Source organism: Nocardia sp. NPDC050799, from assembly GCF_040654015.1.
Taxonomy (GTDB): domain Bacteria; phylum Actinomycetota; class Actinomycetes; order Mycobacteriales; family Mycobacteriaceae; genus Nocardia.
This window is the reverse complement of record NZ_JBFAHF010000054.1, coordinates 22713-34988: the sequence shown is the minus strand read 5'-3', so window position 1 is coordinate 34988 and position 12276 is coordinate 22713. Positions and strand designations below refer to the sequence as shown.

The following is a 12276-nucleotide window of genomic DNA, read 5'->3' as shown; positions in this document are numbered from 1 at the left end:
ACTTCGACTCCTCCGACACGACAATCCTTTCCGCTGAAGCAGGCCGCCTCAGCTTGTCGGATCACCGCCCCGCCCACAAGATCGCTGACAGTCCCGGCCACCACCACCGAAAGTGGGCCAGAGCCGTTACCGAGATAGTCCCGATTCAGCCGTCGTTGATGTCGTCCACGATCCACGCTGCGATTTGGGCTCGAGAGGTGAATCCCATTTTGGTGAGTATGTTTTCGACGTGACCTTGGGCAGTACGCGGTGAGACAACCAGTTTGGTGGCGATTTGCTTGTTGGTGAGGCCTTGGGCGACCAGGGCCGCGACCTGACGTTCACGTTTGGTCAGCCGGGGCACGTCAGTGGTCGTACCGGTGGGTTGTTCGCGCAGTGCATAGGCTCTGGCTGCGGAAGCACTCATTTCGCGGCCTCGCTCGTATGCTGCACTGAACCTGTCGTCGCCGAGCGTGTTACGCACCGAACGCTCGCATTCCTCGTGGAAGTGCGACAGCGTGTCGAAGACACGGCTGCGACCACCGCCGCCGGCCGGCCAGAGGTGACGTGCTGCTCCCATGAGCACCGCTGCCCGATTGGCTTCATGGCGGTAATCGGCGATCCATGACAATGCTTCCAGGCAGAAGGTCACCACCAGATAGCTGTTGAGCGGGCGGTCGACACGCAGTGCTTCTTCTATCAGTTCCTGCGCGCGGTCGATATTGCCGCGGCGCCATTCGGCGACGCCCAGGCTCCTCAGGGCAAGCGTGCGGTACAGGATTTCTCCGCATCCTTCGGTGATAGCAATCAGCCGCTGTTGGTGCTCGATCGCTTTCTCCGTTTCGCCGCGCAGTTCATATACCAGGCCCAGCACGGTCAGGGCGTGGATATGAAGATGGCCTGTAAGGTCCGAGCGGTAGACCTCGATGGCAGCATCCAGGAGCGGGGCTGCACGTGAGGGATCGCCACTGAGCAGGGCCATGCCGCCCGCGGCGTGGTTCATCAGTGCCTGCAACATCGGTGTCCGGTCGCGGTCGACCAATGCCAGGCCCTGCTTCAGCAGCGTGGCCGCGGCCGGTAAGTCACCCTGTGCCGTAACCAGATCGATGGCGACGCGCAGCGCCTTCACCCGGTTGGGTGTCGATCGAGCAGCGGGGAGGGCAAGTACTCGCTGGATCCAGGATCTTCCTTCGCCGTAGAAGCCTCGGAACACCCAGAACTCCCATAAGGCGGTGGCCGTTTGCAGGCCTGCTTCTGCGGCTTCCTCGGTGTCCTCGGACAGCGAGGATTCGAGAGCCTCGCGCAGGTTGGGGTGCTCGCGTTCGAGTCGGGCGATCCAGCCTGGCTGGGCGCTGCCGATCCATCCGGCCTCCGCATCGATTGCCAGCCGTCGATACCAGTCGCGGTGCCGCCGACGTAACTGCTGTAACTCGCCGGATTCCCGCAGTTTGGTCCGGCCGTAGTCCCGGAGGGTCTGCAGCATCCGGAATCGGACTACATGGCCCGACTGTTCCCGGATCAGGATCGACTTATCCACCAATCCGGCAAGCACGTCGATGGTCCCAGCCGGCGCCCAGTCGACAGCGCATATTTGCTCGATCGCGTCCAGTTCGCAACTACCCGCGAACACTGATAGGTGGGCCCATGCGCGTTGTTCGATGGGCGAGCACAGGTCGTAGCTCCAATCCAGGCACAGCTTCAGTGATTGTTGCCGGGACGGCGCGGTGCGGAAGGCGCCGGTGAGCAGTTCGTATCGATCTGTCAGCCTGTCCAGAATCTGCTCCGGTGACAGCACGCGCATCCGAGCCGCGGCGAGCTCGATCGCCAGCGGCACCCCATCCAACCGGGTACAGATTCCGATCACCGCGACCATGTTGTCCTCGGTGAGCTCAAATCCCGGTACCACCGCTGCGGCGCGCTGGGCGAACAGTGTCACCGCGTCGAAGCGGGGCAGCCCCTTCAGAGACGGTTGGTGATCTGGGTCCGGGACTGTCAGCGGCATCACCGGCTGGACCGCTTCTCCGAGGATCTTCAGCGGCTCGCGGCTGGTGATGATCGTCCGTAGTCCTGGGCAGGAGGCCAATAGCGCCTCGGTCAACTCGGCGACCGCCTCGACGATCTGTTCGGCGTTGTCCAGGACGAGCAACGTTTCGCGGGAGCCGAGATATTGGATCAGAGTCTCAAGCAACGGTCTTGTGGAGGCGTCTCGGACACCGACCGTGGCTGCCACCGTTTCGACCAGCAGTCCGGCATCGGAGAGCGGGGCCAGATCGATCAGCCACACTCCATCGGCGAAATCCGACTGGACCTGGGCGGCGGCCTTGAGCGCCAGACGCGTCTTACCTACGCCGCCTGCACCGACAAGCGTGACCGATCGCGATCTCGACAGCTGATTCTTGATCTCGGTCAACTCGACCCGCCGATCTATCAGACCCGTCAGTTCCAATGGCAGATTGCCGCCAGTATCTCCTGGCGCTCTCGGCCGTCGGCCGCCGGGCTCGGTTGACTCGGAGAACACGCTCTCGGAACCGGGATGCGTCGGCAGGGCCGGTTTCCCCGACGACACACCGCGGCGCCGGAGTACCTGCCCAATGGCGTCGGCCAGATTCGCAGCAGAGGGGCGCTCACGGCGGTCTCGGTTCATCGCTGATTCCACCAGCGCCGACACATCATCGGGGATTCCGCTTTCCCTCAGGTCGGGTGCAGCCTGGGTAGTGATCCGCACGAACTGCGTCACCATATTCTCGCCGCTGCGCCGTTCGAATGCGGCGTGCCCGGTCAGCGCACAGAACATGGTGGCCCCGAGCGCGTAGACATCGGCCTCTGGCGTCGATGCCTGTCCTGCGAGCACCTCATGGGCGGTGAACGCGGGTGAGCCGGTCACTGTTCCTGAGGTGGTCTCGAACCCGCCACCGATATGCGCGATACCGAAATCAGTGAGTGCTGGCTCGCCGAAGTCGGTGAGCAGGATGTTTCCCGGTTTCACATCTCGGTGCACGATCCCGATCCGGTGCGTGGTCGCGAGCGCGCCGGCGATCTTCAAGCCGATCAGCAGCACATTCTCCGATGAGAGCGGGCCGTGGCGGCGGATCCAGGCATCGAGAGAACCCGAGGAGTGATAGGGCATCACGAGATAAGGACGGCCCCCATCAACGGTACCTGTCTCCAGCACGGTGACGATATTTGGATGCCCGGTCGAGCGCCCCATCGCCTGCTGCTCCCGCCGGAATCGGGCCCGGTTGTCCTCGTCCAACTCCGCAGTGAGAACCTTGACCGCCACTATGCGGTCCAGTTTCAGCTGCCGACATCGATACACCACCCCGAACCCACCCCGCCCGATCTCCACAGCATCGGAGAACCCGAGCGCAGCCAACTCCGCGCGAAACGAACTCGTTTCTCGCTGGGTGCGTAACCGGTCGTCACCGCTCATCGCATAATACGTATTCTATGAGCACTGCGCGAAGCACTATGGCCATTGGCTCACCTCTTGCCAGTTCAAATTATATCGCCGCACCACGTCCTATTCGATCCACGCTTTGGTGCCCGGTGGCGAACTTGAGGAGCCAGCGTCTGATCCCGTAGTGAATCACGTCGCGTAAGGCTCCGATCCACGGGAAGTGCGAGCAGCGCCGCTCGCTGCTGGCACGGGGCGACCAGCACGCGACCTTGATCACAATCGCAACACTACCGCTAGACCCGGCGTGCTGAGTACTGGTTCATTCGTTCGGAGGGAACAATCGTTCACCCTGATGGAAGGGCTTCTGTGTGAGCGCGCAAGACCGCCTCACGAAATCCGAAGGATCACGGAGCTGGACTGTGATGGCGACCTTGGCGCTCACCGGCACCGTCGTCTCCCTCCAGCAAACGCTCGTCCTCCCGCTCTTGCCCGACCTTCCCGGCCTCCTGAACACGACTGCCGACAACGCGTCGTGGCTGGTGACCGCAACCTTGCTTTTCGGTGCGGTTTCGATGCCCACCGTCACCAGGCTCGCCGATATGTTCGGCAAGAAGCGGATGATGATGGTCGCACTGGCCATCATGGTGCTCGGCTCGGTCCTCGGCGCTGTCAGCACCGACCTCATACTGATAATCATCGCTCGCGCGCTGCAGGGTGTCGGGCTTTCCCTCATGACCGTGGGAATAGCGATTCTCCGGGACGAGCTGCCTCGCGATCGCGTGGCGCCCGGTGCGCTAGACGTTTTTCCCGAGTTGCAACGCTTGCGTGGTCAACCGAATATCCTGCACGTGTCCCTGAGCATCGACAGTGACACCGAGCTCGCCGCCGCGTGAGCTTGCGCAAACTCTGATATGGGCGACCGCGCCCTGCACAGCATCGACTTTCCGCTGCGTATCAGCCAGCGCGACGCGCTGCGCAACCTCCCACCTGGCACGATCGGTCATCGCGGTAGCTTGCCCTCGGCGCGTCTCTGTTCACGCTTGGCCTCGGTTTCCCGGCGTAGCTGCACCGAGCGGTCTCGGAGTTCCTTGCTTCGATGGAAGACATTCCACAGCCACAGGATGAAATTGTCCGCCAGCTTTTGATCGAACGGATACTCTTCGACATAACTGTATACGGCACTATTTCCGTACTCGAAGAAATACACCTCATAGCCCTGATGGTGACCGAAGAAGAATCTATTCTCCAGCGTCAGCGTTTCCTCTGGATCGGACGCCACATCTTCGGCAGCTTCCCGCGCGGTCAGCGGCGCTGGATAGACACGTGCGATCCCGGAAAAGAGTTCCTGCGCGGCGGCCCAACACCTGCAGGAAGGTTCGCGGCGTGCGTCAGCCATCAACGACGCAGCTGATGCAACGTAAGACCTTCAACTCCGCGCAACCCGATGCCTAAACCCAATGGCGCGCGACACAATCGGAAGGTGCCATCACGCCAATGCAGACGAGTCCGGCGGCGCGGGCCCTTGGATCAGCCCAGCTCGAATGCGCCGGCGACATCGCCTGCGCGACGGTGCGCTCGCGCCCGTGAGTGAAAATCGGTGTCGACACAACTTTCAGAAACGGGCGGACAGTAGGTGGCCCATCCTGTCGCGCTTGGTCGCAAGATAACGCGCGTTATGACCGGTAGCGACTGTCTCGTGCGCGCGGCGCGCCGCCACCGTGACGCCGTGACGCTCGAGGTGCTCGATCTTGTCCGGATTGTTGGTGAGCAACTCGATCGTCTCGATACCGAGGTCGCGCAGAATGTCCGCCGCGACGCCGTAACTTCGACTGTCGATCGGCAGCCCTAGCTGAACATTGGCATCGACGGTGTCGAGGCAGTCTTGTTGCTGTAGTCGATACGCCTGGAGTTTGGACCCAAGTCCAATACCGCGACCTTCATGGCCCCGAAGATAGATCATCACGCCGAATGCCGACTCGGCGATAGTCTTCAATCCCAGATCGAATTGTGGCCCGCAGTCACAGGCCAGCGATCCGATGACATCACCGGTCAGACATTCGCTGTGCACACGCACCAACGGTAGTTCGGACATTGCGGGGTCACCCGCAACGAGCACCATGTGCTCGGGCCCGTCACCCTCCCTGTACGCGATAGCATCGAAGCTACCGTAACGGGTAGGTATCATCGCACTGCCAGTCCGAGCGAGCGTGATGACCGGCTGCTTCGCTCGGCGATATTCTCGCAGATCTTCGATGGTGCACAACGGGATTCGATGTTCCCTCGCGAAGCGTTCGATTTCAGGTCTGCGCATCATCCCGCGGCGATCTGGGGTGACCAGCTCGCAGAGCAGCGCGGCGGGAGCCAAACCCGCGAGACGGCACAGGTCGACACCTGCCTCTGTGTGTCCCGGACGTTCGAGCACTCCGCCAGGTCGCGCACGAAGAGGCAGGACGTGACCAGGGCGCGCAAGGTCGTCTGGCGCAGTCCGGATCTCAGACAGGGCGCGGATCGTTGCGGCGCGATCACTCGCGCTGATACCGGTCGACGTTCCTTTGCGATAGTCCACACTGACCAAGTAGGCGGTGCGATGACGTTCAGTATTGGTCTGAACCATCATGGGCAGCTGGAGTCGCTCCGCGGTGTCCTCGGTGACTGCCGTACACAAGAATCCTGAGGTGTGTTCCAGGAAGAAAGCTACTTTGTCGGTCGTAGCGAACTGCGCTGCCATGATGAGATCGCCTTCGTTTTCGCGATTCTCGTCATCGACGACGGCAACGATTCCGCCTGCAGCAATGGCTTCCAGCACTTCGTCGATCGATGACGTATTCATCGTGGTCTCCCGAAAGGTTGGTTCTATGGACAGATCAGGGACTCGGCCGGAATGGCCGCTTGGGCGGTCGCCGAGGCCCGCAGCGCGGCTCTACCGCCGACGCAGCGACCACATCTGGGTGGGGCGCTCGAACTGAAGCGCGACGTCCCAGGGCACACCGGGGGGGCCGAGCTCGGTGCGCATCGAGCGGATCGTCGCACGAGTCAGTTCGGGGTCACGCGAAGCTTGCGCAGCGAGATCTCTGGCGCGCCCCTCGACCTGATCGTCGTCCACGGATTCCCATGCCATGCCCAGCTCCACGGCCCTGCGGCCATCGATTTCTTCGTTGAACAGGCCCATTGCAGCCGTTGCCTCACGTCCGCCGAGACGGCCCGCGAGGGTGAAGAACCCACCACCAGGATGGACACCGATCTTCAGGAAGCCGGCGAGGATCCGCGCATCGTGTGCAACAACCCGTAGGTCGGCTGCGAGCATGAGGTTCATGCCTGCACCGACAACTGATCCGCGTACAGCTGCTATCACCGGGACGTTCAGCTGGCCTACGCGCATGAACGACTGGTACACGCGGCCCATGCTCTTGAACTGTCCATCTTCGGACTGGTCTGCACTGGCAATCCAACGACGGCGGTCCGCACCCGAGCAGAATGTGCCGTCGGCTCCGACCACGACAGCGCATGCGTAGGATTCGTCGGCATCAATCTCGTCGCACAGCGCGACGAGCTCGTCGCCCATCTCAGGGGTCAGCCCATTCTTGACCTCCGGCGAGTTGAGCGTCAGTACAGCGACGCCTCCGTCGCGTTCCAACAACACGTTTCCCATTCGGAATCCTTACCTATTTGCTTACAGATGGTGAATCGCATTGGTGGAGTGCGTAATCCAATCCGAAATCAACGCTGAGAGCTCAGCGGGTCTGTCGAGCGGAAGCAGATGCCCCCCGCCGTCCACTGTCTCGATATGCAGATCGGACACTGTTCGTTCGAGGGTCGGAATGGACTGCTCTTCGAGCCAATCATTGGATCCGTAAATCGCGAGCAGCGGCTGAGCAACCGACTCGAGCTGTGTCGCGAACTCATAGCCGTAGAGTGCCCACAGAGTCCATGCCAAAGCTCTGCCTGCCTTCTGCGCCTCTTCCCACATCATTCGGTGGCGCTCCGGATCGTAGGCACCGAAGACGGCGGCAACCGCCTCCTTAGTTGTCGGGCGCGGAAGTCCATCCGGCCCGACGAGAAGTTCCGAGCGACCCCGTAGCCAGGCACGGCGCGCAACCTCGTCTGCCCAGGCCGGAGCTCCCACCAAGATCAACGATGCAACGAGTGTTTCCTCGGCCACGGCCAGTTGTGTCGCGACCGCGGCACCGAGCGAGTTTCCGACCAAGACCGCGTCGCGAATATTCTCGGCAACAAGAACATCGCGCACGGAATCAGCAAGATCGAAGATCGACATGAAGTACGACGGGTAAGGACTGTCTCCCTGTCCCGGCATATCGATGGCCAAACACCTCACTGCAGGATCGACCTGGTTCGCTACATCCACCCAAGACCATCGCGACTGAGCCAGACTCGGGAGCATTACCACGGTGGTCACATCAGTCGCGTCAGCTGGATAGTCATGAACAGCAATGCCATTGATGATGCGATCGAGCTGTGTCCTCATCCGTTCCTCTTTCAAAGCGCGCATTCATGAGAGACGCGCAATTGTCGCTGCGACGCCTCAGCGCCCAATGAAAACGGGCGCTCGCCGCTCGTCAAGTGCAGCGAGTCCCTCCTGCAGATCTGCGGTTTCCGCTAGCGTGTCGTGCAGACGATCCCCCAGTCGCAGCGACTCCTCGATCGGCAACGACGAATTCGACTGAAGCAACTCTTTGGTTGCCCGAACAGCTGACGGTGCCGCACATGCGATCGACATCGCGACGGCCTCTGTCGTCGCGGCGAGCTCCTCATGACTTGGCGACATTTCGTCGATCAGTCCGATCCGCAACGCCTCGGCAGCACGCACACGCTCGCCCGTGAAGAGCATTCCGGCGAGTGCGCCGTACGGAATCCGACGTCGCGCGAATATCGTTCCACCAGATCTTGCCACCATGCCCAGCTTGACTTCGGGAAGGCTGAATCCCGACGTCTCGGTGGCGAACAGCAGATCACATGAGAGGGCTAGTTCAGCTCCCCCTCCGATGCAGTGCCCGTTGATCTCCGCTATGACGGGGACCGGGAATCGGTAGACCTCGCGGCATGCCAATGCGATCAGGTCGAGATGGTCCTCGCGCTCGGCCCTGCCCATCGCCCGTCGAGAGTCCATATCGGCACCAGCACTGAATGCGCGGTCCCCCTCGCCGGAAATGATGAGCACTCTCAGATCACCGTCCCGAGTCAGTTTGTCGGCCTCCGACAAACGTTCGAGCACGGAGCGGACCAACGGCAGATCCATGGCGTTCAGACGCTCAGGGCGATTGAGAGACAGCCGCGCAACGTGCTGGTCGAGGGTAAAGAGCACCGGTTCGGTCACGGGATGCACCACGCCTTCGGCGAGCCGCCCGACAGAGGCCTGGAGGTGCATTTCATCATCGTCACTATCCCTTCGGGAGTGCTCGGGTCGGGTCGATGAAACGACCTAGACAGAAAACCAACCGGATGCAATGTCATCGTTCTGCAGACTTCCGCGAATCAGCACCTTGCCCTCTTCGTACAGAGGGACGTATGGCGTCTTGAAATCGAGCTCGATGGCCACTTTGCGGTCGACAATCCGCCAAGAGCCACCGCGCTTTTCAAACTGGTCCAGGTAGCGTCCCGAGAGCACAGACAGCTCGCTGTCGCCGCGCTCGTCATTCGGATCGACGAACTGGCGGGCGATGGAATAGAAGTAGCTCTCCGACTTCGCCGTATCACCGGTGATGTCTACGAGTACCCCCGTCAAGTGATGGTTTCCGAGCCGAAAACCTCTCTCTGCCAACGAAGGGAAGATGTATGCGCCGAATTCGAGCGCGTCACCCTCGTAGTGAACGTGGCTCTCGACGGCGCCTTCGTGGTAGATCGTCTGCAAGAGAGCGAGATCTCTCCTGTCCACCGCGTGACAGTAGATTTGGAGAACTCTACGGATCTCGCGCTCGGCCAGTAGGTCGGCGATAGTGTCCGCCAGGGAGTCTGGGTCACCCTGCTCATGGGAGATGCGCTCGGAGGTCATGGGATATCTAGTCCTTCACCAGAATGTGGGCACCGGCTGCGGCGGTCTCGAAGCGAATGACGCCACCCGCTATGTGCGCGAGCGCGACTCTGGGATTGTCCACTTGCATGGCACCCGCCCGTCCCCGAAGTTGGTCTGCCAGCTCAGCGATCTGGGCCACACCTGTAGCACCTACGGGGTGCCCACGTGCGATCTGGCCACCAGCGGTATTGATCGGCATACGACCCGTGATGCCGAACTCGCCCTTCTCGATCCATGCGCGCTCCTCGCCGGGCGGGCACAATCCGGTATAGCCGATGGAGGTGATCTCGTACGAGACGCTCGCATCGTGGATAGCGGCGACGCCGATCTCCTCCGGAGATATCCCAGCTGCCTCGTAGGCGAGTTGAGCCACGGTGTAGGCAGCGGCAGGGCCGTCCAGGTCATCGAAAGACATTCGAGAGGCCATCCGTGACCCGGTCAAACGAATCCGACGATCCTTTTCATCGGGCCTACGCGAAGTCAACACCACCGCAGCCGCTCCGTCGCTGATGGGGCAGAGCATTGCCCGGGTCAGAGGGGGGACCACCACTCGGTCGGACATGATTGCGTCGTAGTCGAGCCCTGCCGTACGGTGCGCTTTCGGATTCAAGCTGCCGTTGTAGTGGCTGACCGCTGCAAGCCGTCCGAAGTGAGTCTCGTCTACGCCGAACTTCTCCATCACTCCCTTGGCCAACGTGGCCTGGCGATCGGCTGAGGAAGTGCGATTGACCCCAGCCCCCTCGCCCTGTTCGAAGGCCGGCTCCTCGGGGTCGAAGCCGGAGTCGTAAGCTGCGAATGTTTTCTTACGATCGGTAAGATTCAACTTCTCCGCGCCGACGACCAGCACGGTGTCGTAGAGGCCGGAGGCCACAGCCAGCCATCCGATATGCATGGCATTCGCGCCGGTGGCGCAAGCGTTCTCGATGTCCTGGAACGGGATGCGACCGAAGCCCATCGGCATCATGGTGATGGCACCTCGGTTGGCCTCCAGACCCGTGACCATACCTAGTAGGCAGTTACCGAAATACACCGACTGAATATCGGAAACCTCACAACCGGCGTCCCGCAGTGCTTGGGTGGTGGCATCCGCTGCCAGATCTTTCAAGTTGCGATCCAGCTGCAACCCGAATTTCGTTACACCCGTGCCGCCAACATATACGTCTCGCATTGCTATTTCACACTCTCTGCGACCCGACTGGCCAGTCGGCTCTCGATTTCTGCGCGGACCGTTTTACGATCCACCTTGGACGCCGAAGTCAGTGGCAGAGCTTCGAAAAGCTCGAGGTGTTTGGGGCACTTGTAACCGGCCAGAAGTTCACGAAGACGTTGTGAGAGCCCCGCCGGCTCGAACTCGAGCCCGGGCCGAAGTACCAGGCCGGCCACAACCTTCTCACCCCACTCCAGGTCCGGCACAGACGTCACCGCAGCGTCGAGGACACCATCGATCGAGATGAGCGCCTGCTCCACTTCTGCGGGATAGACATTGAACCCGCCACTGATGACCACATCGTTCTGTCGACCCACCAGATAGAGGAATCCCCCTTCCAGGTACCCAAGGTCGCCGGTGTATACCGTTCCATTGTCGACGGATTTCGCGGTCTCCGCCGGGTCGTTCCAGAAGCCATCTGTCACGAAGACACCACTCACAGCCACTTCGCCGACCTCGCCATCCGCCAGCGGCTTTCGATCCTCGTCCACGATCACCACGTCCGTGGTCGAATAGGGGCGGCCGACCGATCGGAGTCGTTTCGACGACGGGTTCGTCTGCGCCTCTCGGTGGCTGCGCGCATCCAGCGTTGCGATGGTCGCCGGCGCGGCCGCCGAGCCGTACGTCTGGGCGAAATCACATTGAAAGAGTTCCATCCCTTCACGCAGCAATGCTTCGGGCATGGGGGCCGCGCCGTAACCTATGAGTCTCAGGCTCGAGAGGTCCCGCGGTCGCGCTCTCTGTGCCTCGATCAGGCGATACAGAATTGTCGGAACGATCTTCACGACTGTCACGTGCTCCCGTTCGATCGCGTCCAGGACATCGTCCACATCGAACTTCCGGCGCAGAATCTGCGTGGCGCCGCGCATGGTCGACGGCAGGGTATAGATTCCCCCACCATGGGTGTACGGCTGAGTGGGTAGAACGACATCGTCTTCCCGCAGGTCGACAAAGTCCAGGAGCAGGGCGGCCGCATGAGCCAGGAAAGACCCATGGGTCTGCCGGGCGGCCTTCGGAAGCCCGGTTGTACCGCCGGTGTATCGGAGTGCATAGAGATCTGACAACTCAGCTCGCACCCGGGTGTCGAGTGGCTCGAGCAGCAGGTCGGACTTGGACAGAGCACCATCCACTCCGTCGGCGACGATGAACTCGACACCGTTTCGCCCACGGCTTCGTACCGCTTCGATAGCCTCGAGGTGGGCCGCCTCGGTGAGGAAGGCGCGAGCGTCGGCGTTCTCGACCAGGTGCGCGAACTCTCCTGCGGAAAGACGGGGCGTCAGAGGAACCCAAACCAATCCGGCCAGGGTGATCGCCCAACTGAAAACCACGCTGTCTGCGCTGTTCCACCTCGCGTCGACCACGTGGTCACCACGCTTCAAACCCAGACCGAGGAGTCCGCTTGCCACCCTGGAGGCTTCGTCATGAAGCTGACGGTATGTGACCTCTCGGTCCGCGTCGCGCACTGCGATGTTGTTGCCGAACAGTCTTGCAGCTCGTTCGAGATATGCACTTGCATCCACGGTCGTCCTCCTCAGGCCACACTGGCCTTCTCTCGGCAATTGCCGCCGATCAAGAAGCCAACAAAGCGCTTGCTTGGTTAAGCTATCTGGTTGAGTCTCTTCGCACAAGGTTCCGCCGAAACCTGATCGAGCACGCGAGCAAGGA

At 61.5% G+C, this 12276-nt stretch carries 11 protein-coding genes; 1 reads left to right on the top strand and 10 read right to left on the bottom strand.

The genetic code is table 11. The features are described from left to right. Positions 1-145: 145 nt before the first annotated feature. A complete protein-coding gene (locus AB0H42_RS33250) occupies positions 146-3409 on the bottom strand; it encodes a protein kinase (protein ID WP_357063178.1) in 3264 nt (1087 codons plus the stop codon). Positions 3410-3798: 389 nt separating this feature from the next. Between AB0H42_RS33250 and AB0H42_RS33245 the strand changes: the two genes are divergently transcribed. Beyond that, positions 3799-4269, top strand: coding sequence for an MFS transporter (locus AB0H42_RS33245; RefSeq protein ID WP_357063183.1), 471 nt, complete (start codon positions 3799-3801; stop codon positions 4267-4269). Here the strand turns inward: AB0H42_RS33245 and AB0H42_RS33240 are convergent. The 9 genes from AB0H42_RS33240 to AB0H42_RS33200 form a co-directional block, all read right to left on the bottom strand. Beyond that, the gene (locus AB0H42_RS33240) at positions 4171-4380 is read right to left on the bottom strand and encodes a YbaB/EbfC family nucleoid-associated protein (RefSeq protein ID WP_357063175.1); all 210 of its coding nucleotides are present in this window, start codon (positions 4378-4380) and stop codon (positions 4171-4173) included. The two genes, AB0H42_RS33245 and AB0H42_RS33240, sit on opposite strands and share 99 nt — an antisense overlap. Next, positions 4377-4772 carry a hypothetical protein gene (locus AB0H42_RS33235; protein WP_357063172.1) on the bottom strand — a complete coding sequence of 132 codons (396 nt, stop codon included), beginning with the start codon at positions 4770-4772 and terminating at the stop codon, positions 4377-4379. The genes AB0H42_RS33240 and AB0H42_RS33235 overlap by 4 nt, the downstream gene beginning before the upstream one ends. A gap of 216 nt (positions 4773-4988) precedes the next feature. Further along, the gene (gene ribB, locus AB0H42_RS33230) at positions 4989-6206 is read right to left on the bottom strand and encodes a 3,4-dihydroxy-2-butanone-4-phosphate synthase (RefSeq protein ID WP_357063169.1); all 1218 of its coding nucleotides are present in this window, start codon (positions 6204-6206) and stop codon (positions 4989-4991) included. Between the two features lie 90 nt (positions 6207-6296). Continuing rightward, positions 6297-7025 carry an enoyl-CoA hydratase/isomerase family protein gene (locus tag AB0H42_RS33225; RefSeq protein ID WP_357063166.1) on the bottom strand — a complete coding sequence of 243 codons (729 nt, stop codon included), beginning with the start codon at positions 7023-7025 and terminating at the stop codon, positions 6297-6299. Between the two features lie 21 nt (positions 7026-7046). Next, a complete protein-coding gene (locus tag AB0H42_RS33220) occupies positions 7047-7859 on the bottom strand; it encodes an alpha/beta hydrolase (RefSeq protein WP_357063163.1) in 813 nt (270 codons plus the stop codon). Positions 7860-7916: 57 nt separating this feature from the next. Beyond that, positions 7917-8759 (bottom strand): enoyl-CoA hydratase/isomerase family protein, encoded by an 843-nt coding sequence (locus AB0H42_RS33215; RefSeq protein ID WP_357063160.1) that lies wholly within the window; start codon positions 8757-8759, stop codon positions 7917-7919. Between the two features lie 54 nt (positions 8760-8813). After that, positions 8814-9383, bottom strand: a complete 570-nt coding sequence (locus AB0H42_RS33210; protein WP_357063158.1) for a nuclear transport factor 2 family protein — start codon at positions 9381-9383, stop codon at positions 8814-8816. 7 nt (positions 9384-9390) lie between these two features. After that, positions 9391-10572: a thiolase family protein gene (locus AB0H42_RS33205; protein WP_357063156.1), complete on the bottom strand. Its 1182-nt coding sequence runs from the start codon at positions 10570-10572 to the stop codon at positions 9391-9393. A gap of 2 nt (positions 10573-10574) precedes the next feature. Then, positions 10575-12131: an AMP-binding protein gene (locus AB0H42_RS33200; protein ID WP_357063153.1), complete on the bottom strand. Its 1557-nt coding sequence runs from the start codon at positions 12129-12131 to the stop codon at positions 10575-10577. Between the last annotated feature and the right edge of the window lie 145 nt (positions 12132-12276).

Excerpts from the sequence above, each read along its gene's own strand:
- AB0H42_RS33250 (WP_357063178.1), bottom strand. The coding sequence starts at position 3,409 with ATGAGCGGTGACGACCGGTTACGCACCCAGCGAGAAACGAGTTCGTTT.
- AB0H42_RS33245 (WP_357063183.1), top strand. The coding sequence starts at position 3,799 with ATGGCGACCTTGGCGCTCACCGGCACCGTCGTCTCCCTCCAGCAAACG.
- AB0H42_RS33240 (WP_357063175.1), bottom strand. The coding sequence starts at position 4,380 with ATGACCGATCGTGCCAGGTGGGAGGTTGCGCAGCGCGTCGCGCTGGCT.
- AB0H42_RS33235 (WP_357063172.1), bottom strand. The coding sequence starts at position 4,772 with ATGGCTGACGCACGCCGCGAACCTTCCTGCAGGTGTTGGGCCGCCGCG.
- ribB (WP_357063169.1), bottom strand. The coding sequence starts at position 6,206 with ATGAATACGTCATCGATCGACGAAGTGCTGGAAGCCATTGCTGCAGGC.
- AB0H42_RS33225 (WP_357063166.1), bottom strand. The coding sequence starts at position 7,025 with ATGGGAAACGTGTTGTTGGAACGCGACGGAGGCGTCGCTGTACTGACG.
- AB0H42_RS33220 (WP_357063163.1), bottom strand. The coding sequence starts at position 7,859 with ATGAGGACACAGCTCGATCGCATCATCAATGGCATTGCTGTTCATGAC.
- AB0H42_RS33215 (WP_357063160.1), bottom strand. The coding sequence starts at position 8,759 with ATGCACCTCCAGGCCTCTGTCGGGCGGCTCGCCGAAGGCGTGGTGCAT.
- AB0H42_RS33210 (WP_357063158.1), bottom strand. The coding sequence starts at position 9,383 with ATGACCTCCGAGCGCATCTCCCATGAGCAGGGTGACCCAGACTCCCTG.
- AB0H42_RS33205 (WP_357063156.1), bottom strand. The coding sequence starts at position 10,572 with ATGCGAGACGTATATGTTGGCGGCACGGGTGTAACGAAATTCGGGTTG.